General features: G+C 42.3%; 16 protein-coding genes and 3 pseudogenes. 7 read left to right on the plus strand and 12 right to left on the minus strand.

The features are described from left to right. The 5 genes from N4T56_RS00005 to hemC form a co-directional block, all read right to left on the minus strand. A partial coding sequence (locus N4T56_RS00005) for a beta strand repeat-containing protein (RefSeq protein WP_261731785.1) occupies window positions 1–4,149 on the minus strand: 4,149 nt, incomplete at its 3' end. 347 nt (window positions 4,150–4,496) lie between these two features. After that, window positions 4,497–5,666 (minus strand): heme biosynthesis HemY N-terminal domain-containing protein, encoded by a 1,170-nt coding sequence (locus tag N4T56_RS00010; RefSeq protein ID WP_261731786.1) that lies wholly within the window; start codon window positions 5,664–5,666, stop codon window positions 4,497–4,499. Beyond that, window positions 5,663–6,904, minus strand: coding sequence for a uroporphyrinogen-III C-methyltransferase (locus N4T56_RS00015; RefSeq protein ID WP_261731787.1), 1,242 nt, complete (start codon window positions 6,902–6,904; stop codon window positions 5,663–5,665). Before N4T56_RS00015 ends, N4T56_RS00010 begins: the two co-directional genes overlap by 4 nt. Before the next feature lie 75 nt (window positions 6,905–6,979). Then, window positions 6,980–7,708, minus strand: coding sequence for a uroporphyrinogen-III synthase (locus N4T56_RS00020; RefSeq protein ID WP_261731788.1), 729 nt, complete (start codon window positions 7,706–7,708; stop codon window positions 6,980–6,982). Window positions 7,709–7,733: 25 nt separating this feature from the next. Further along, window positions 7,734–8,663 (minus strand): hydroxymethylbilane synthase, encoded by a 930-nt coding sequence (gene hemC / locus N4T56_RS00025; protein ID WP_261731789.1) that lies wholly within the window; start codon window positions 8,661–8,663, stop codon window positions 7,734–7,736. A gap of 280 nt (window positions 8,664–8,943) precedes the next feature. Here hemC and N4T56_RS00030 point away from each other — a divergent pair, with 280 nt between their 5' ends. After that, the gene (locus N4T56_RS00030) at window positions 8,944–11,427 is read left to right on the plus strand and encodes a class I adenylate cyclase (RefSeq protein WP_261731790.1); all 2,484 of its coding nucleotides are present in this window, start codon (window positions 8,944–8,946) and stop codon (window positions 11,425–11,427) included. A 28-nt stretch (window positions 11,428–11,455) separates the two neighbouring features. On the opposite strand, the gene cyaY is transcribed toward N4T56_RS00030, so the two are convergent. After that, complete coding sequence (gene cyaY, locus N4T56_RS00035; protein WP_261731791.1) at window positions 11,456–11,791, minus strand: iron donor protein CyaY; 336 nt, start codon at window positions 11,789–11,791, stop codon at window positions 11,456–11,458. A gap of 79 nt (window positions 11,792–11,870) precedes the next feature. On the opposite strand from cyaY, the gene lptM reads away from it, so the two are divergent. The 6 genes and pseudogenes from lptM to N4T56_RS00065 all read left to right on the plus strand — a co-directional run bounded on the left by lptM (window position 11,871) and on the right by N4T56_RS00065 (window position 16,590). Then, window positions 11,871–12,053 carry an LPS translocon maturation chaperone LptM gene (gene lptM, locus N4T56_RS00040; protein WP_390903983.1) on the plus strand — a complete coding sequence of 61 codons (183 nt, stop codon included), beginning with the start codon at window positions 11,871–11,873 and terminating at the stop codon, window positions 12,051–12,053. A gap of 20 nt (window positions 12,054–12,073) precedes the next feature. Then, a pseudogene (lysA, locus tag N4T56_RS00045) lies at window positions 12,074–13,318 on the plus strand (diaminopimelate decarboxylase). Between the two features lie 41 nt (window positions 13,319–13,359). Next, window positions 13,360–14,188, plus strand: a pseudogene (dapF, locus tag N4T56_RS00050) (diaminopimelate epimerase). A gap of 119 nt (window positions 14,189–14,307) precedes the next feature. Next, the gene (locus tag N4T56_RS00055) at window positions 14,308–14,937 is read left to right on the plus strand and encodes a DUF484 family protein (RefSeq protein ID WP_261734720.1); all 630 of its coding nucleotides are present in this window, start codon (window positions 14,308–14,310) and stop codon (window positions 14,935–14,937) included. 14 nt (window positions 14,938–14,951) lie between these two features. Then, window positions 14,952–15,850: pseudogene (xerC, locus tag N4T56_RS00060) on the plus strand (tyrosine recombinase XerC). Continuing rightward, on the plus strand, window positions 15,850–16,590 hold the full coding sequence (locus N4T56_RS00065; RefSeq protein ID WP_261731793.1) for an HAD-IA family hydrolase: 741 nt from the start codon (window positions 15,850–15,852) through the stop codon (window positions 16,588–16,590). The pseudogene xerC and the gene N4T56_RS00065 overlap by 1 nt, the downstream one beginning before the upstream one ends. 61 nt (window positions 16,591–16,651) lie before the next feature. Here N4T56_RS00065 and N4T56_RS00070 read toward each other — a convergent pair whose 3' ends face one another. From N4T56_RS00070 to fis, 6 genes are all read right to left on the minus strand, one after another. Next, complete coding sequence (locus tag N4T56_RS00070; RefSeq protein ID WP_261731794.1) at window positions 16,652–17,176, minus strand: AlbA family DNA-binding domain-containing protein; 525 nt, start codon at window positions 17,174–17,176, stop codon at window positions 16,652–16,654. A gap of 425 nt (window positions 17,177–17,601) precedes the next feature. Then, window positions 17,602–18,123 carry a hemerythrin domain-containing protein gene (locus N4T56_RS00075; protein WP_261731795.1) on the minus strand — a complete coding sequence of 174 codons (522 nt, stop codon included), beginning with the start codon at window positions 18,121–18,123 and terminating at the stop codon, window positions 17,602–17,604. A gap of 116 nt (window positions 18,124–18,239) precedes the next feature. Then, a complete protein-coding gene (locus tag N4T56_RS00080) occupies window positions 18,240–19,415 on the minus strand; it encodes a Kelch repeat-containing protein (RefSeq protein ID WP_315902991.1) in 1,176 nt (391 codons plus the stop codon). A gap of 339 nt (window positions 19,416–19,754) precedes the next feature. Beyond that, window positions 19,755–20,351 (minus strand): hypothetical protein, encoded by a 597-nt coding sequence (locus N4T56_RS00085; RefSeq protein ID WP_261731796.1) that lies wholly within the window; start codon window positions 20,349–20,351, stop codon window positions 19,755–19,757. A 137-nt stretch (window positions 20,352–20,488) separates the two neighbouring features. After that, window positions 20,489–21,157: a hypothetical protein gene (locus N4T56_RS00090; protein WP_261731797.1), complete on the minus strand. Its 669-nt coding sequence runs from the start codon at window positions 21,155–21,157 to the stop codon at window positions 20,489–20,491. 223 nt (window positions 21,158–21,380) lie between these two features. Further along, on the minus strand, window positions 21,381–21,686 hold the full coding sequence (gene fis / locus N4T56_RS00095) for a DNA-binding transcriptional regulator Fis (protein ID WP_011635942.1): 306 nt from the start codon (window positions 21,684–21,686) through the stop codon (window positions 21,381–21,383). Window positions 21,687–21,704 lie beyond the last annotated feature (18 nt).

Below are 21,704 nucleotides of genomic sequence, written 5' to 3' on the forward strand. Positions count from 1 at the left end.
AAGGGTTAAGTCAACGGTGATACTCCCCACGATAGCATCAACGATTCCATCATCATTATCAGTGGCAGAATTACCTGCAGGATCTGTTACTTCAGCAACGACTGTATAGCCGCCTTCAGCTAGCGGATCACTTACGTCAACCTCGTAGGTTCCATCTGGCTGAACCGTTGTTGTTATTGTTTGTTCGTTACCTTCACTATCTGTAATAATTAATGTAACAGTACTGCCAACAGGTGCGTCAGTCGTACCAGTAATCGTTGGTGTTGAGTCATTTGTTAGGGCTGGTGCATCAACGGTAATAACTGGTGGCGTGGTATCTAAAATTGCAGAGTCACTTCCTTCAGGTGATGTATTACCAGCAGAATCAACAATTACAGCAACAACTTCAATTTCTTCGCCTTCATCAGGTGCAGGTAAATCGAGATTAACATTACCATTATCGATATCATCTTGTGTTAGTACAACTTCAACTCCATTCACTACAAGGGTGTCACCAGCTTGCGCGCCGGTATCATCTAGACCAATAGTGACATTGACTTCAGTAGCTCCACCTAACTCTTCATTACTCATAAAGCCGTCATCATTAAGATCGGTATTTATGATGACTGTCGGGGCACCATCAGGTACAGGCGTTACTTCAATAGTCAGAGTCGCTGTTTCACCGGTGTTGGTGGTGTAAGTGATAACAGGTACTGTACCGTTCCAGTTGTCATTTGGCGTGAAGATGTAAGATCCATCGTCATTGATGATTAATATGCCGCCTTCAAGAGTGACTTCTGTACCCGGTTGGTAGGTTTCGCCTTCAACTTCGAAGCTGACGACACTTAAATCAGAATCTGGATCGCTGTCGTTATCTAATACATTGCCTGTTGCAGGGGTATCTTCAGATACGGTAACAACGTCATCAACAGTGACCGTTGGATCGTCAACAGGGCTGACTTCAATGGTTAATGTCGCCGTTTCACCAGTGTTGGTGGTGTAGGTGATGACAGGTACTGTACCGTTCCAGTTGTCATTTGGCGTGAAGATGTAAGATCCATCGTCATTGATGATTAATATGCCGCTTTCAAGAGTGACTTCTGTACCCGGTTGGTACGTTTCGCCTTCAACTTCAAAGCTGACGACACTTAAATCAGAATCTGGATCGCTGTCGTTATCTAATACATTGCCTGTTGCAGGGGTATCTTCAGATACGGTAACAACGTCATCAACAGTGACCGTTGGATCGTCAACAGGGCTGACTTCAATGGTTAATGTCGCCGTTTCACCAGTGTTGGTGGTGTAGGTGATGACAGGAACTGTGCCGTTCCAATTATCATTAGGCGTGAAGGTATAAGAACCATCGTCGTTGATGATCAATACGCTGCCGTCGAGGATAACTTCAGTACCCGGTTGGTACGTTTGGCCTTCAACTTCGAAGCTAACGACACTTAAATCAGAATCTGGATCGCTGTCGTTATCTAATACATTGCCTGTTGCAGGGGTATCTTCAGATACGGTAACAACGTCATCAACAGTGACCGTTGGATCGTCAACAGGGCTGACTTCAATGGTTAATGTCGCCGTAATACCTGTGTTGGTGGTGTAGGTGATGACAGGAACTGTGCCGTTCCAATTATCATTAGGCGTGAAGGTATAAGAACCATCGTCGTTGATGATCAATACGCCGCCGTCGAGGATAACTTCAGTACCCGGTTGGTACGTTTGGCCTTCAACTTCGAAGCTAACGACACTTAAATCAGAATCTGGATCGCTGTCGTTATCTAATACATTGCCTGTTGCAGGGGTATCTTCAGATACGGTAACAACGTCATCAACAGTGACCGTTGGATCGTCAACAGGGCTAACTTCAATGGTTAATGTCGCCGTAATACCTGTGTTGGTGGTGTAGGTGATGACAGGAACTGTGCCGTTCCAATTATCATTAGGCGTGAAGGTATAAGAACCATCGTCGTTGATGATCAATACGCCGCCGTCGAGGATAACTTCAGTACCCGGTTGGTACGTTTGGCCTTCAACTTCGAAGCTAACGACACTTAAATCAGAATCTGGATCGCTGTCGTTATCTAATACATTGCCAGTAGCCACGGTGTCTTCAACAATGATAATGCTGTCATTAACCAATACCGAGACGTCATCAAGTGGTGTGACTTCAATGGTTAAGGTCGCCGTAATACCTGTGTTGGTGGTGTAGGTGATGACCGGAACGCTACCGTTCCAGTTTTCATTTGGCGTGAAGGTGTAAGAACCGTCGGCATTAAGTACGAGCACGCCATCTTCTAAAGTGACTTCAGTGCCAGCAGCGTAGGTTTCGCCTTCAACTTCATAGCTGACCACGCTGAGATCTGAGTCCACATCGCTGTCGTTATCTAATACGTTGCCTGTAGCTACCGTATCTTCAACAATGACATTGCTGTCATTAACCAATACCGACACGTCATCAAGTGGCGTGACTTCAATGGTTAAGGTCGCCGTAATACCTGTGTTGGTGGTGTAGGTGATGACAGGAACGCTGCCGTTCCAGTTTTCATTTGGCGTGAAGGTGTAAGAACCGTCGGCATTAAGCACGAGCACGCCATTTTCTAAAGTGACCTCAGTGCCCGCAGCGTAAGTTTCGCCTTCAACTTCAAAGCTGACCACGCTGAGATCTGAGTCCACATCGCTGTCGTTATCTAATACGTTGCCTGTAGCTACCGTATCTTCAACAATGATATTGCTGTCATTAACTAATACTGAGGCGTCATCAAGCGGCGTGACTTCAATGGTTAAGGTCGCCGTAATACCTGTGTTGGTGGTGTAGGTGATGACAGGAACGCTGCCGTTCCAGTTTTCATTTGGCGTGAAGGTGTAAGAACCGTCGGCATTAAGCACGAGCACGCCATTTTCTAAAGTGACCTCAGTGCCCGCAGCGTAAGTTTCGCCTTCAACTTCAAAGCTGACCACGCTGAGATCTGAGTCCACATCGCTGTCGTTATCTAATACGTTGCCTGTAGCTACCGTATCTTCAACAATGATATTGCTGTCATTAACTAATACTGAGGCGTCATCAAGCGGCGTGACTTCAATGGTTAAGGTCGCCGTAATACCTGTGTTGGTGGTGTAGGTGATGACAGGAACGCTGCCGTTCCAGTTTTCATTTGGCGTGAAGGTGTAAGAACCGTCGGCATTAAGCACGAGCACGCCATTTTCTAAAGTGACCTCAGTGCCCGCAGCGTAAGTTTCGCCTTCAACTTCAAAGCTGACCACGCTGAGATCTGAGTCCACATCGCTGTCGTTATCTAATACGTTGCCTGTAGCTACCGTGTCTTCAACAATGACATTGCTGTCATTAACCAACACAGAGGCGTCATCAAGTGGCGTGACTTCGATGGTTAAGGTCGCCGTAATACCGGTGTTGGTGGTGTAGGTGATGACAGGAACGCTGCCGTTCCAGTTTTCATTTGGTGTGAAGGTGTAAGAACCGTCAGCATTAAGCACGAGCACTCCGTCTTCTAAAGTGACTTCAGTGCCCGCAGCGTAAGTTGCGCCTTCGACTTCAAAGCTGACCACGCTTAATGCGGTGTCGGCATCGGTGTCATTACTGAGTACATTACCTGAAGCAACTTGGTCTTCTGCAATCGTAATTGCATCGTTAACTAAAACTGATGGGGAATCATTTTCACCTAGACCTTCTTCCTGGATTTCAGCTGTTGGGGTAACTAAAGCTCCAGTCGTGTCATAGCCATTAGAGGCTAATGTTTCGTTAGCATCTCTTGATACTGCAATATATCCAAATTCACCCTGGTTGGCAGTTGGGGTGCCAGCAGCGGTTTCAGGTAACTCTTCCGTAGGATCTTCACCTGCTGCGATTAGATCTTGCAGGGCTTCAATTTCGTCTAAGGTTGCCTGGTCTACAGCTTGCTCTGGGGTGACCTCTGCATCATTGATGGTATTGGCAATCGATTCATCTAAAGGCGTTTCTGCGCTGTTAAAAATGGTGCCATCATCAAAAGTAATCACGAAGTTGATATCGTCACTACTCGCCACAATCGCTCCAGCTGGCACCATTTGTCCCAATTGAAGCTCTGTCGTGTCATTATTGATGGTCATGGTTACTTTGCCTTCTGAGGCAGAAAGTATCCCATTTTGTGATGTTTTAATCGATTCCATGGAATCTCCCAACAGCTTTGATATATCAAGTAATTAATACGTATACGTACGTAAGTATGTGTGATCTAGGTCAAAATTAATAAATTAAAAATAATTTAACTACAATCTAACAATTTTATCATTTACCTGCTAGGTAGTCAATTTTTTGACGTGACAGTTTTATTAAATTAAGTGATTGAAAAATTGATACTTTACATTTATGGATTACACAAAAAATGTAGACTTTATAAGGAATGTAAGAGGTGTAGTCAGTAAATTTGTATCGGCATAGATGAAAGTTAGTTGAATAAAAAACCCGCAAAAAAGCGGGTTGTTTAATTAAGTGAATAGAAATTAATACTAAAGTCTTACACTGTGTTGGCCGCTTTGCGATAGTTTTGGGCTGCAGCGGTATTTTCCCCTAATTGTTCTTGAATTTGGGCAAGTGATAACCACGATTGACGTGATGGAGCTATTCGACAGACATTTTGCCAATGAACTTTAGCTTGTTTAGCATCACGCTGTTGCATTGCAAGTTTTGCTAAACACATTTGATAATCGGCGTCATTTTCATGAGTTGATTCTAAGCGAGCTAATACATTACGAATATCGGTGTCATCGGCACCCACCAAATCAGGTAAGGCCTCAAATAGGATAGCAGATGGTGCGGTTTTTAATTGTTTACCCAATAACTTTAATGCTTGAGTTTGGCGATTAAAGCCTTTTAAACCATGGGCATAAGCCACAAGTAATGGATCTTGTTTACGATCGTTTTTACTTAGCCATTGCCAGCATTTTTCTAATTCTGCTTCAGATATTTTCGCTGCATCAGCGAGTAAAATGGTATTCGTTTTGATGCTGAGAGTTTGTAATTCTTCATCACTTAGTAACTTGCGTTTAACTATGATGGGTAATAATAGTTTTAGAGCCTGCCAGTCTTGTTGTTGTTGATACAAATCGATTGCCAGTTTGAGTACAGGTTCACTGCTTTTACTTGTTGGTTCAAGCTTGTCTACAATCGCTCTTGCTTGGGCTAACTCACCTTGCTTAATGAAATAACGTGCTCGAGAGGTGTTCACCGCGGTTTTAGCGACGGGATTTTTTTCAGCTTGGGTTAAGTAATGATCGCGGGCTGTTGTTTTACCTTGGTGGTGTGCGGCACGGGCTGCCGCAAATAGATTCAACAAAGGTATTTCACCCTGTTGTGCGCCTTTTGCCATCGCTGTTTCTGCAGCTGGCCAATTTTCTTCAGCAATAGCTAAGGCACCGGCTAAGGTATGTTTTTTAGCCGCTTTTTGACGCCATTTAGTGGGTAAGTAGCGGCTATTAAGTACTAGGTTGAGCAACAACATGATTGCCCATTCAAGTAGTTGTAGCGCAAAGTAAAATACAATTAACCCTACAACGGCAGCAACCAGGCTTGTTTCTATTTGATACTCACCGATAGCAATATAAACATAACCACTTTGGCCAATAATCAATGGGCTAAGACACAAACCCACTAATATGATCAATACAAACACTAAGACTCTGATCATTGTGACAGTTCCTCCACTGGCATAATTTCACCGTAGGTGACCAATTGCTGTAGCAAAGGAGTGGCTTGGAATTTATTCAAGGTTACTTTTTCAATTTTGACCCGGGATAATTTATCTAGCGCTTCGATAGTGTCCTTTGTTTTTGCATCTGACACATCAAAATATTGTTGCAGCCATTTATCGGCTAACGCAATAGACTGTTTGTAGCTTACTTGATCAAATCGATACAAGGCCAATTGTGCCTGAAGTAATTTATTACGAATATTTTCAACTAAATACCATTGTTGTTCAGGTGATAATAGCGGTTCTAAATCTGTTGTGCGCTTGCGGATAGTTACGAAACCATCAGTCAAATCATGCCAAGTACGAGCTAGATTTTGTTGCCAATCGTCAACCGAATCACTAATTGGCTGATTATCTGTTTTGTCGGCAAAGTCTTCATTCACACGATTAAGCGGTAAGGCGGTTAACTGGCTAATCACAGTATCTAATTCAAAAATAGTATTGGTGATGTCAGTGGTTTTTAATGCTTTCACGCTGGTGATATCGTTAGCTAGTGCTTTACGTAAATGAGTTAAAGCAGGGTCTTTCATGGCACTGATCCGCTCATCAGCTGATTTTAATAAACCCATTGCCGTTTGTGGATCATTCTCTAACCATAGCTTTCTGCCTGCCATGCGGACTAAGTATTCAGCTTCAGATGCCATCCAATGATTAGGACTACGCTGAGCAATTACAGCAACTCTCTCTTGTAGTAGCTTACTTGATTGTTGCAGTTCAGCTAATTTTGAATAAGCTTTGGTGTCGTTTAATTGTTGCTTTTCTAGGGCAGTAATACGTTTGTTACTGTCCATCGAAATTTGTTGTAATTCGTATTTTAAAGACTGGTTTTGTTTGGCTTGTTCAGCGATGCTTTTATCGAATTGAATCTGGTTGCCATCTTGTTTGTCCAATTGCAAATAAAGCCAATAGCATGCAGCAATGGCAATGATTGCAATAATTAAGCTAAATAGCACCCCAAGGCGGATCCACCAAGAACTTTTCTTCGCCTGGCGATGGCTGTTATTAACCGGAGTGCTTTTGGTTTGTGTGTTTTTAGGCGGAGTGTCATTGGTTGATTTGTTGACCGTGCTGTCTTCTTGGGTGTCAGCTGGTTTTCCTGTTGGCGCTGTTGTTGGAGAAATGACTTTCTCATCCTTGCCTGCTGGCGAGTTTGGATCTTTTTTATTGTTTTCCATGAACAGTCCTTGAAAGCAAAAATACAACCAATAAAAGCTATGTTATTTAATGCGCGTCAACGCTAATTAACAACATTATAACAAATTAATGCCCAGACTTGTTAATGTTGCTTGAGTATTTGCTCCATTTGCATTGGTAATATGGTTCAAACCCAAAGCGTTAGCTTGTATTTCGACGCGGCTACTTGGGACTATGATATGACATGAACGTAGCCATGCAAATAATTCTTTTGGCACAAGGGCAACTAAATTGGATAATATTTCGCCGCTAGTGACCACAATAGTGTCAATTCCGAAAGATTGCCATTGGCGACAAATGTCGTATCCGTCAAGTTTAGGGAGTGTGCGTTGATATACTTGCCAGTAGCTTACTTTGGCGCCACGCTCCGTTAATTGTTCTGCTAAGGTTTCACGACCGCCTACACCACGTACAATAATAAAGCTTTGAGTTTTCACGTGTTGTAATTCGGCTAAAGATAGCAGACCTTCACTGTCTTGACTGTTGTCTGGTGCTGTTAGTGCATTAATATTGTGTAGCGCTAAACTGTCGGCTGTCGCTTGTCCTACAGCAAAGTAACGGCAATGGGGCGGGAACGAGTTCGCTAATTTTTTAGCAGCAAAATCAACTGCATTGGTACTGATAAATAATAAATTGTCAGTACAACTGAGGCGAGACTCGGAGAGTTGTTCAGTGGTTTCTACAACAGCTAGAAGAGGGGTAACAAAATAAGCAACGCCACATTGTGACAGTTGCTCTTCCATTGCTTGATTGCGCCCTTGAGGGCGCGTTAACAAGACTTTCATAGTTTATTATCTTGATAATAAACGATTAACTAGCATATACGGCATCTAAAATCGTTTTGGCGCCGCGACTTAATAAGTCATCTGCCAATGCTTGTCCTAGGCTTACCGCATCAGTTTTTGGATCTGATACCGTGCCATTAATGACTTCGCTGCCGTCAGGGTTACCCACTAAACCACGCAGCGTTAATTCGTCGCCGGTAATTTCTGCAAAAGCACCAATAGGTACCTGACAACCGCCTTCTAGGCGAGTGTTCATTGCACGCTCAGCTAACACTCTGTAACGTGTTTCTATGTGCTCTAGTGGTGCAAGTAATGCTTTTACTCGTTCATCATCTGTACGGCACTCAATACCAACAGCACCTTGACCATTAGCGGGTAAAGATTCTTCAGCAGAAATAAAGCTGGCAATACGGTCATTAAGTTTTAAACGAATAAGACCTGCAGCAGCAAGAATAATGGCATCATAGTCACCGCTGTCTAGCTTGGCTAAGCGCGTACCCACATTGCCACGTAAGTCTTTAATGACTAAATCAGGGCGTGCAGCACGAATTTGGCATTGACGACGTAAGCTTGAAGTACCAACTACAGCACCTTGTGGAAGCTCGCTAATCGTTTTGTAGGTATTAGAGACAAATGCATCACGAGGGTCTTCGCGCTCACAAATCACTTCTAAGCCTAAACCTTCAGGAAAATCTACCGGCACATCTTTCATAGAGTGCACAGCAATATCTGCACGGTTTTCAAGCATTGCGACTTCAAGCTCTTTAACAAATAAGCCTTTACCGCCCACTTTTGCTAAAGGCGTATCTAAAATGACATCGCCTTTAGTGCTCATCGGCAAAAGCTCGACGCGTAAACCAGGATGAATACGTTCAAGTTCTGCTTGAACAAATTCTGCTTGCCACATAGCCAGTGGACTTTTGCGTGTTGCAATACGAATTACATTTTCAGACATGTTAATAGATCCAATCAGATAGCCTTATTTAGCTAATGCTATCATTGCAAAAGCCTCGATGTAATATATGGATGCTAATTGTTTGAAGTCTGTAGCGGTTATTTACCTAAAAGCTTTAATTTAAAGTACTAGCGAAATGAGTAATTAATGCTACGATGATCACATAATTGGTAAGTTTGTGATATTCAATTAACTTCTGATAGTGATAAATTCAAATTCTAAAAATAAAACGTGTATCTAGCTTTTGTATATATCGCATGAAGAAATAAGGAAATAGGCTTTGGCGACCCTCTCTACAGGTTATCAACAAGGATTAGCACAACAGCTCAATAGTATTCGTTTGTCTCGAGTATTGAGTGTGTTATCCCGCACTCAGCAACACTTGTTCAACATTATTCCTTTATTACTCAGTTGCCATCATCAAGATTTACCCGGCGTAATCAACTCAAAAACACCTTGCGGTATTGAAGGGTTTTCAACCTCAGATAAAATCACAAAAGCGTGTGCAGAATTATCACTCACCTTACCTCAAGACGATGATCTTCAATATATAGATACAGATATTGCCTTTGAAGGTGTATATGCCATGGGCAGCACAGCCAGTTTTGGCCAACATTTCAAAAGCGATGTTGATGTATGGGTAGTGTATAAACCTCACTTAACTCAAAGCGAACTCAATTTAATTAGTCACAAAAATGCATTGTTAACCCAATGGTTTGCAGGGTTTGATTTTGAAGTTAATTTTTATCTTGTTCACCCGCAACAATTTATACAATCCAACGTGTTTGATAGTCATCAATCTCTCGGGCTAGAGCACAGCGGAACCAGCCAACATTGGTTATTGCTTGAAGAATTTTATCGTTCACATATTTGTTTAGCAGGAAAAACTGTTGCATGGTGGCCAAATGCCCATTGTGATGGCTACGCGCGTGATCCACAGTTACTGTATTTAGGTGATATTGAGTCACTACCCGCGGCAGAATATTTTGGTGCATCATTATGGCAACTCTATAAAGGATTAAATAAGCCCCATAAAGCATTGTTAAAAGTATTGCTACTTGAGACTTATGCATCTGAATATCCTCAGACAACATTGATTACCCAACAAATTTGGCAACTATGTGAACAAAACAATTTTAGCAGCGATAACGATGCCTATTTATTGCTATACCAGAGGATTGAGGCTTACTTACTGGCGCAGGGTGATACAAGCCGTTTAGAAATTGTTAGACGTTGCTTTTATTTGAAATCTGGCGTGATACTGTCGCAAAAGTCTGATAAAAATGGCTCTGAAAGTGGCTCTGATTGGCGCTTAGCCAAAATCTCTCATCTCGTGCAAGAGTGGGGTTGGAGTCCTGATTTAATCTCGACATTAGATAATAGTCCACACTGGCATGCCGGCCAATTAAAATGGTTCAACCAACAATTGAGTGAATTATTACTCGTCAGTTATAAAAATTTACTTCAATTTGCTTCAAAACAAGCATTAAGTGACCGAATGCGAGTTGAAGAGCTTGGTTTGTTAGCAAGAAAGTTACACGGTTATTTTAGCGATGATGACCATATACTGCAGCCTCTTAATCGGTTGTGGAGTATCACGACTACCGAGAATGAACTCACAGTGCGTTATTGTGAGTCGACGGCTCGATTTTACCTTTATCGTCAGCCCCAATCTGAAATTGCAGCCTCTGTAACCCCAAGCGATCTATTAAAAGAAGTTAATGATGGACACGTTATTCACCAAGCAGACAATGTTTGCAGTTTAGTTGCCTGGTCGGTAATGAATGGGCTTGCTACCGCTGATACTACCTGGTCACAAATTGGTCGAGGTCATCGCCGAGCAAGTAAGCTGGCTTATTTAACGCGTAAATTAATCCCGGTTTTACATAACGTACCGATGGTATCTAAACGGCATTTGTGTGAACCCTGGTATTACCAAAAAGTCGTATTAGTGGTAAATGTTGATCATGATCCAACGGGGCAATGGCAAGGTCAGGAGTTGATGTTTGATTATCTTGACCTAAATATTTTGTCGTTTGGCCGCGATAAAACCAATATGTTGTCGTCAGTCGCGGTAGTGTGTTTAAACAGTTGGGGTGAGTGGCAAAGCCACCGTTTTGATGGGGATACGGCATTATTAGAAGCCATTTCGTTTGTTATTTTAGGCCTTAAGCGCTCAGATGATAAAGTCGATTTATCAATTATTAGTTGTTCAGTAAAATTAAAGCAGCCGATATTCAACCAGCTTAAATCATTATTGTTACGTTGTTATGGACTAATGAAAAAGGTAAGCCAAACCAATACATTAATGCATCAAGTTACCATTGGTGAGCATCGGTATGGTATGTATTTTAACTCCCTAGGGATGATGTATCGTAAAATTGATGCCGCGGTGAAAAGAGATTTAGTAGAAAACCTAGTGTTAGCCAGACCTGAACTGGTAGATGATCCTTACGCGAGTGTACCATCGATTATTCAGCAGTTTGTCGCGTTGTGTGCCAAGCAATATTTTCTGCGTGAGCGCGCTAATACGTTAGATGTGTTTATCGTTGATGAACATAACCGCTTAACTCAATTAGAGTATCAAAATACCAGTATGAAAAGTTTTGTTGAAAAAGAAAGTCACTCATACGTATTTGATGGCCAAAAACAGCGTTTGTCGGTGTTTAATATGCCGCAGTTTTTCTTGCTGTCACGTATTGAGGGCGAGTTAACCGTGATCCCGTTTGGGTTGTCTAATGACGAAATGGGGTCGGCTTTCTAACCGTCCCCATTTAGGTAAGATGCGTGCGTTAAGACTTAATGTCTAACACTATACCGCTTTGCTTTTTGATTGAATCAATTACAAAAGGCATAAATTCAAGGCTGTTACGTGTATCAAGCCATTTACCATCACTATAATTAAAATGAAAACCACCAAACTTGGTCGCGATCCAAATTTCATGAAGCGGTTCTTGTTTGTTAATTACAATTTGCGAGCCATCTTCAAATGACAATTGCAGCACGTTACCGCTTGCATCAATATCAACATCAGCGTCTTGGTCGTCAATTGCTCGTTCAACCGCGTTGTCAATCTCGCTAAACATTTCATCCGCTAACCGGTGAAACTCAGTATCTGTCATAGCCATGCATTTCTATCCTTTGCTTTCTGCGTTATGAATGCGATTATAAGACCATTATTCATGAGATGCACAGATGTTGAGAAAAATGAGACTGCTTTTATTTATTATGCTTGCTAGCCTATTCGTAACCGCATGTGGTCAAAAAGGGGATTTATACAAATCTCCCGAGCCAGTGGACAATAAAGTTGCCCCGCAATCTGTCAGTACCAATGTGGCTGATAAAACGCTAGCAACCGACGAACAAACCTCAATTTCACAACAAGAATAGCTTTTTTAAGGAACCGCATTTTGGATTACTTTTCTTATCAAAACGATGCTTTGTTCGCAGAAGACTGCGATGTAGCACAGCTGGCAAAAGCGCATGGCACGCCTCTTTATATTTATTCGCGTGCGACTTTAGAGCGCCATTGGCATGCATTTAATAATGCAGTGGCTAATCATCCACATCTTATTTGCTATGCAGTAAAGGCTAATTCAAATTTAGCGGTGCTCAATGTACTTGCGCGTTTAGGCAGTGGCTTTGATATTGTCTCTGGTGGTGAGTTGTCTCGCGTGCTTAAAGCGGGTGGCGACCCTAAAAAAGTGGTGTTTTCTGGTGTAGGGAAAACTGTCGATGAAATGGAGCAAGCGCTGCACGTAGGTATTTATTGCTTTAACGTTGAATCCAGTGCCGAACTTGAACAGCTTAATGACGTCGCAGGTCGTTTAGGTAAAGTGGCTCCTGTGTCACTGCGAATAAACCCGGATGTTGATGCGGGCACCCATCCTTATATATCTACTGGTCTGAAAGAAAATAAATTTGGCATCGCGATGGATGAAGCCGATACAGTTTTTGCTCGCGCAGCAGCACTACCGTATTTACATGTTAAAGGGGTAGATTGTCATATTGGCTCGCAGTTAACAGAGCTTAAGCCATTTTTAGATGCTATGGACCGCATGTTAGCGTTAATTGACCGCTTAGCGAGCCAAGGTATTGTGATTGAACACTTTGACGTAGGCGGTGGCTTAGGGGTGACTTATAATGGTGAAACTCCACCACACCCTGACGCTTATGCAGCCGCACTACTCGAACGTTTAGGGGGCGTCCACTTAAATTAATTTTTGAGCCAGGACGCGCTATTGCTGCTAATGCTGGTATTTTTGTTACTCAAGTACTGTCTTTAAAAGAAAACAGCGACAAACGTTTTGCAATTGTAGATGGCGCAATGAACGATCTGATCCGTCCATCGCTATACAGTGCTTGGCAAAATATTATTCCCGTTCAACAAACTGATGCCACTACGTTTGCTTATGATATTGTAGGTACCAGTATGTGAAACGGGAGATTTTTTAGGTAAAGATAGACAGTTAGCGATAAAAGCTGGCGATTTGTTAGCCGTACGTTCGAGTGGAGCTTATGGCTTTGTGATGTCATCAAACTATAATTCACGTCCGCGAGTGGCTGAAGTGATGGTTGATGGCGATAAAGATATCGTGGTGCGTCAACGCGAAACCCTAGAACAGCTTTGGCAGGGCGAACACCTGCTACCGTAAGTCAAATAATCGTCGGTATAACGTTTTATAAGGAAACTTTAGTGATCCATTTCACCAAGATGCATGGGCTAGGTAATGATTTTATGGTTGTCGATGGCGTAACACAAAATGTGTTTTTTTCGCCTGAGCAAATTCGACGCCTTGCCAATCGAAATTTTGGAATTGGGTTTGATCAGTTATTGTTGGTTGAGCCGCCTTATGATCCAGATTTAGATTTTCATTATCGTATCTTTAATGCCGACGGTAGCGAAGTTGAACAGTGTGGCAATGGTGCACGCTGTTTTGCGCGTTTTGTTAGAAACAAAGGCCTGACACAAAAAAATAAAATTAATGTGAGCACCAGCTCAGGCAAAATTACCTTGCGTATTGAGCGTGATGGCAATGTGACCGTTAACATGGGTGTGCCAGTTATCGAACCTAGCCAAATTCCGTTTAAAGCCAAAAAAAGCGAAAAAACCTATTTATTACAAACGCCAATGCAAACCTATTTGTGTGGGGCTATTTCAATGGGTAATCCACATTGTGTGCTTCAAGTTGATGACGTACAAGAGGTCAATGTAGATGAAATTGGCAGCAAATTAACCCGCCATGAACGCTTTCCAAAAGGTGTGAATGTTGGCTTTATGCAGATTGTGACGCCAGGCCACATTAAACTGCGGGTATACGAGCGTGGAGCAGCCGAAACCTTAGCCTGTGGCACAGGAGCATGTGCCGCTGCTGCCGTAGGGCAATTACAAGACAAATTAGCAAAGCAGGTCAGAGTCGACTTACCTGGTGGCAGTTTAGTGATTAATTGGGAAGGCGAGGGCAAGCCACTGTGGATGACTGTACTCTGCTGAACACGTATACGATGGACAAATTCAACTATGAGTGACATGACTTCTGATATTGCCTCTGATATTACCGACATGACGGATGATAACCAACATACGGTAAGTAGTTCCAAGGCAAAAGATATTAATGGCATAGGCCATGACTTAGGGGCTGAAATGCTCACAAATATGCAGCAACTTCCTTTTGATGAAATGTTGATTCGTGAGTATTTATTAGATAACCCTGATTTTTTTAATCGTTATCCTGAGCTGTTAGTGGCTATGCGTATACCGCATGCGGAGCGTGGTGCAGTGTCGTTAGTTGATCGCCGGCAAGAATTGCTACGCCAACGGGTCAGTGAGTTAGAAGAAGAAATTACTTCGCTGATGAAGATTGCCACGCATAACGAAAGAATATTCAATTTTAATAATGAGTTATCTTTCAAGTTACTTGCTAGCAACGATTTAGGCGAACTGCGGCAAGCCTTGTCAGAAGGCTTAAAAGGTGAGTTCGGTTTTAGCCATGTTAGGTTAATAACCGTGCATGACATTGACAGCGAATTAGCCAATATTTGGCGACATCGTTTGCAAGGTGGCTATTATTTTGGCCGATTAACTCAATCAGAGTCTTCACGGTTATTTGGTTGTGAAGTGGGTTCTGTGGCATTAACTAAATTGTCAGACGAAAATGGCCAAGTTATTTTTGCTATTGCCAGCAAAGATCCCGCTCACTTTCACCCCGATATGGACTCATTGTTGTTTAGTCAATTACGTGATTTATTAGACCATATACTGCCGCAATTATAATTGAGGCCTGCCCAATGAAGCAAATAGACTGGCTAGAGACCTATCGCCAATATCTGACTTCAGAACGGCAGTTATCGACCTATACTGTGCGTAATTATTTGTTCGAATTACGCAGATTCGATAGCCAATTAGGTGACAACGTAGCTCTTGTCGCTGTGACTCGCGAGCAACTGCAGTCAGTCATCGCTGGGCTGCACCGCAAAGGGTTAAGCCCGCGTTCTTTGTCTTTATGTTTGTCATCGATTAAGCAATTTTTTGATTTTTTACTGCGCGAAGGTGTAGTGAAAGTGAACCCCGCTCAAACCCTAAGCGCTCCGAAACAAAACAAACCTTTACCCAAAAATATGGATGTTGATTCCGTCAGCCATTTATTGTCTATTGAGGGCGACGATCCTCTTTGTCTGCGTGATAAAGCCATGATGGAATTGTTTTATTCCAGTGGTTTACGCTTGGCTGAATTAGCGAACTTAGATTGTACAGACATTCAGTTTGATCAAGCTGAAGTGAAAGTGATGGGAAAAGGCAGTAAACAACGCATTGTGCCGATTGGTAAAATGGCGCTAGCGGCAATTCAACATTGGCTCAGATATCGTGAGCAATTGCCACATGCTGAGGCGGGAGACGCTCTGTTTATTAGCACTCAAGGTAAACGTTTGTCACATCGGAGCATTCAGGCGCGGATGAGCAAATGGGCCAAGAGCAGGCCATGTCAGTAAAAGTTCATCCGCATAAGTTGCGCCATTCGTTTGCAACCCATATGCTTGAATCAAGTCAAGATTTACGTGCAGTGCAAGAATTACTCGGACACGCTAATTTATCGACGACACAAATTTATACTAGTTTAGACTTTCAGCACCTTGCAAAAGTGTACGATGGCGCGCATCCAAGAGCGAAAAAAGATAGGGGAAAATAATGACATATCAGCAACCAGCCGCTTCAATTACCCAGTATCAACGCCTGCAACCTTTTAAAGCCATTAGTTTCGATTTAGATGACACTCTCTACAATAACTTGCCATATGTTAGCCACGCGAGTGAGCAGTTATTTGCGTTAATGAACACTCACTTCCCAGCCACTTCATCGTGGGATTCTGCCCAGTGGCAACAGCTGAAACACCGTTTATTTACTCTGCGTCCTGAGTTGGCGCACGACACTACAGCTGCGCGATATGCCATGTTGCATCAAGGCTTATTGCAGTTTGGCTATTCAGAAATACAAGCCAGCCAGGGTGCGCAAATGGGCATGGACTGCTTTCATCACCATCGCAGTGATTTTACCGTCGCGTCAGAGGTGTTAGCGGTATTGCACAAGCTTGGTCAACGCTATCCTCTCGTGGGGATTACCAATGGTAATGTTGATGCCAAGCGCATTGGCTTAAGTGATCTGATGCAATTTATATTACACCCAGGGCATGGCGTAAAAATGAAACCGCATAGTGATATGTTTACCTTGGCATGTCGGCAACTTGCCATTGAACCATCACAATTGCTGCATATTGGCGATAATCCTTCGTCGGATATTGCTGGAGCTAAAATGGCAGGGTGTCAGAGTCTGTGGTTAAATCCATGCATGCAACAGCGCCATAAAAAAGCCCAAACTGTATTACCACATGTTGAAATAAACCAATTAGATTTGCTGCTTGAGTTTTTATAACGATTGCTGAATAACGACGGCATAAGAGTAATGGCGGGTGCTCATTGACCTCATGATGTGGTTAGCGCTTTAGGCCTTTTGCTGTACTACGGTTTAGCTCAATGCCAGCCTTTAGGCTCATTTGTTCCACTTGCTCGCGACTGGCGTGCATATCCGCATCACCTACCCGAAAATATGTCCCGCTGTATGGATCTGTGCCGACATAGATAGGCCTGAGTTTTATGTCAACACTGGGTACATGAATACGGATAAGTTTTTTTGCCATGATTTCAATAGTTTGTACATCTGTTGGCGCTAAAATATTGTGACTGATTTTTTTAGGATCATTTAAAATAGTCCAAATTTCACTGAGCATTGGCATCGGGTTAACAATCCCCTCGATAGTAAATTCCCCCTGATGTTCTTTCACTCCCAAAATAATTTCGCCGCCTAACGTATTGGCAAACGCGCTGTAGCTTTCCCACATACCTTCAGGCAGTTTGCCGTTACCATCACGGCCGCCGGCTAACTTAAATTCTACTTGAGCAGATTCTTGTAAGTTGGCAATGTCATCTAACGCAAATGTAGGGTAATGATGTGGCGACATAGTGACTCCGTGTAATTTGCAAACAGATAATGTCACTTTAAGAACTATCGCTAAAAAAAGGAAGAGATTCCTGGCTGGTGAGGGCTAGGGTCTGTTGATCTTTCAAGGTTGTTTTTGCAGCGAATTGTTGGTCTTTACTCACATATATAACTGCGCGGCAGAGACTTTGAGGTGTAGTTATTCTACATAAAAAGTCGATAACGCAGTAAAAATGGCCAACAAACGCTGCCTGAAAGGTTCGGCTAAAAACGTTTTACTCTTTGTTGAATGACTCTTTGCGAATAAAGAGTTGCTTAGATGACTAGGCATCAATCAATTCGCCTCGATTAAAACGTTTTTAACTCGAACAAAATTTAACCAGCAAAGATCAACAGACCCTAGCAATAAACCGTTAGGCAGCGATAAAAAATTACCGCGCTAATTGATTACATTGATTGTAAGTCTAACGTTTTTGAAAACAATAGTGTGTCTTCAACATTGATATGTGCTTGTAAATCGGTGTCAAATTCTGCCAAGGTGCGGTAGCACGTTTTCCAGGTGCTGCAAGCGCCTTCTGGAGGTGTGTAATTATTGGTTATTTGCCTAATGGTTTGCAGAATATGTTCAGCATTATCATGCTCATGCTGCATCATTTTTATTGGGTTCCCAACATGACCAAAACAACATGTTGAAGGTTGGCCTAAACTTAATGATCTAATTGCAGGAAATAATATCCGCTCTTCTTTCATTAAGTGTGGCATCAGTTCGGCAATTAATTGGTTTACGGCGTGTGCAAGGGGTTTGATTTCACTGTGGTCATCACTATGAGCATGAACCATTTTTTCGGTGTATTCGACGAGTAATGGAGCGGTATCACGAATGTATTGATGGTGAGTGGCTTCAATGTGGTCAATTAAATCGATTAAAGACAACTGTTGCAATGCGGGTAACGCGTATTCAACTAACATGGCTTTTCCGAAGATACACTAAGTGACATGCATTTTATTCGCACCTTAAATTTGACTCAAATGATTACCCTAAAGTTGCTAGCAAACTCACATTATCATACCTAAATGATACTTTATCATCTGCAGTTTTCATCGTTGTTGAGCGGTATACTTAATATCTCATCGCTCACTTGTTGCTGCGACAACATGCCGCCAACCCGCAGTAAAGTATTTTTCCAGCACAGCAAGCCTCGATGATCCATACTCGGTTGCGATAAAGCCTGTGGCGTTAGCCATTGCTTACTCGCTAAGTCGAAGCGGTATTGATAGTTACCGGGCTCACTTGGTTGACCGTTATAGCCGATGCCTGAATAGTTATATGGATTATCACTGCCACCTAAAAAAACGATTTGGCCGCCTTTTGGCGTCATAATACCTGTAGCAGCCATACGATAATGCGCGCTTGGCGTATTTGCCTGACTTGCAGATTGCTCCTCGGGTAGATTTGCAATTGAATAATGCGGCAACAATTGCCAATCAATACGCAAGTGATTGCTAGAGTTAATCTCTCCTAATAAACACACGGGTGAAGCTTTATAGCTTCTGCGTGCATTAATGTTTGGCTGCACTTTGACCCCATCACACAACACTAACCGATTACCGACTATGCCAACAGCCTGGCCAAAGACTGCTGGTGCAGGGATAGGGCTGGCTTGCGCCCAAGTGTCAGTTTGGGTGTCATACACTTGGACTAAATTAACATTGCCGTCATTGTGCCAACCGCCAAACAGATAAATATAACGTTGTTGATATGTGGCTGCTGTGGTGTCATCAACCGCAACAGGCATGTCGGCAATTCGCTGATATTGGTCAGTATTAATAGAGTATTGGTAATTGTCTATCGTACTTATTTCATCATGATTTTCGGCCACGGTATAACCACCAAATACATATGCATGCTCTTTTATGCCCACCGCAATAGCCGCCAAGCGACCAGAAAGCGGCGCGACATGCGGTACTGCTTTAATCGATTGCCATTGAGCAGCATATCCATTGATGGATAATGCCCACGCCAAGTTATGCACATCTTGATAACCTTTGCCTTTACCAAACGCCATAAAGCTCAATAAATACGTTTGCTCGTTGCTGCGAACCATTGCGACCGCGTTATTGCTCACGGCTTGAGGTAAAGGTGGTATTTGAGCCGCGTATAGCGGTGCAGATACCATTACGGCTGAGCATAGGAATGCCAAATACAAACGCTTAATAGCTGCTTTTGCAGGCATATAATGAGATAAAAATAAGCGTGGCATAGTGTCTGTCCTATGTTGATATGAGCAAACGCATTAGGCAATTAAAGGCGACTTTAAGGCCGAATACCTTTGCCCATGCGTATTTCAATTGTTTACAGGTATGGCGGTGTTGTGTCATCGGGACCATTTTGTTCGACAATAATATACTAGTTAAAACCCAATTGCTCGGTGAGTATGGACGCTTGAGTTTGTGCATTAATCAGTAAATCAGCCTTGTGTTTGCTGGTAATGCTAAGCAAATAATAATTATCGGTAAGCTTGTGCTCAAGGTAACGATATCCTTCTGCTTGCTTATATTGCGGCGCAGCGGTTGTGCTGCCACAACCACTGAGCGCATTTTTACTTCCCTCTGGTTAATTGGGCAGATGTATCAGCTGAGGTGATAACAGCAGTGGACGCTGATGTTAACGTTTGTGACGCTGCCAATCCTGCCGTAGAAGCAGTTTGACCGCTAAGTTCAGTTGCCAATGTCAGCGAACCATTAGTTAAGTCGTTAAGTTGAGAGCTTGCCATTTGAGACACAGAACCGACATTAGCGATTGTTGTGTCAACTGATGAGTTGACCGCCGTTAGCGTTTCTGTCGGCATTGATAGTGTTAATTCGCCGTTAGCTGATGTGGATGATTCAGCCGTCATTGATGCTGAGTCATTTGTTTCGCTCGATTCAGCGCTGTCAGTGTCATTAGCCGCAGTTTGCTCTGCGCTCATATCAGTGCTGCTTTCAGTGACGGTATCAGACGTTGCGGTATCATTAAATGCTTCAGTTTTGTGACTATTTTGAAGATTAACACTGGCACTCATTTGTGTTGATTGGCCTTGGTTAAATTGTACATCAGCTTGTGCAGATGTTGAGGTTGAAACTGACATTTCAGCACTCATGGCCACCGTTGAAAAACAGGCCAATGCGATTAAAGTTTGTTTGAATAATGTGTTCATTGTAGTTCCCTCGTTGTTGTCGTGATTGGCACAGTGATAACGAGACAACGACAGATTCTATTCCGATTATTTTTTAAAAAAGTGGAAATAAATTAATTTAACAAAGCTGATTTTTATTAAGTCATTGTAAATAAAAATTATTGTATTTTTGCTAGTTTTTTATTTAATCTAACTAAGCGTTTATCATAATCATCTGTCCAACCTTGTTTTAATGCCTTTTCTGAAAGTTTAATAGCACTTTTTATATCTCCTTCTTTTTCAAGAATAATTGCTAGCTGTTTATAGCCTGTATGTGAAGGTAGCATTTGTGGTTCATCGTAATAAGGATGTCTAATCCCAGTTATTTTATGCAATCGTTTTAGCTCTGTAGGTTTTTCAGGGTGACGAAATTTTTTGGCAACTTTGTTAGCAAAAGAAATTTGCATTAGGCAAAGCTCTTTCGCTTTTTCATAATGTTTGTTATCAGCCCTTAATGAATAATGATGTTGGATAAGTGATGCAAGAGCTAGATGAGTGTCGATAAGATTTATATTTGCTGACGTATTACTTTTAGTAAGCTCGCTTTCTGCTTTGGCCTTGAGTATTTCTTTTGCTGGGGACTCTGCGACGTGTGACAATGTGAGTAACAGACTTAATTTACCAAAGCCATCATTAAAATATGTCTTATCTACATTTTGGTATAGACAAGGGGTATCACTAACAGGTAATCCCATCGGACGGTAGTTATTAGAAACTTGGTTCCTTTGGCTTACTGTTAATGATTCAACCCACCATTCCTTGAGTTGATACTTATCTAATATGTCCATTTGTCCATTTCCTTCTAGACGTTAATATCCATCTCAATTTTATTAGTACCTAACTAACGAGTATAAAAAATATACTCTATAAAGTTAGTGGAATATAAGCAAGCAAGATAAAAACTAATGCGTGTAAAGCACTAACAGTGGGTTCATTCGTGGGTTCAAGAAACAAAACGGGCTTCTCATTGCTGAGAAACCCGTTTTAATACAACAAATTAAGAATTACTTCTTAGTTCATGCCGTATTTCTTTAATTTCTTACGTAAAGTACCACGGTTGATACCTAACATATTAGCAGCGCGCGTTTGGTTGCCACGAGTGTGTTGCATAATGATGTCTAGTAAAGGCGCTTCTACTTCGCACAATACCATTTCATATACTTCAGAAGCTTCCTGACCGTCTAACTGAGAGAAGAAGTTAGTTACGGCACGTTTAACTGCGTCACGTAATAACTGCGGCTTGATAGTGCCGTTTGCTGTTTCAATTTTGCCTACGGTAAGCTGGTGAACTTCTGTGTTAGTTGTCTGATCAAACATTCTATTCTGCTCTTTATT

The organism is Shewanella phaeophyticola, assembly GCF_025398315.1.
Classification (GTDB): Bacteria; Pseudomonadota; Gammaproteobacteria; order Enterobacterales; family Shewanellaceae; genus Shewanella; species Shewanella phaeophyticola.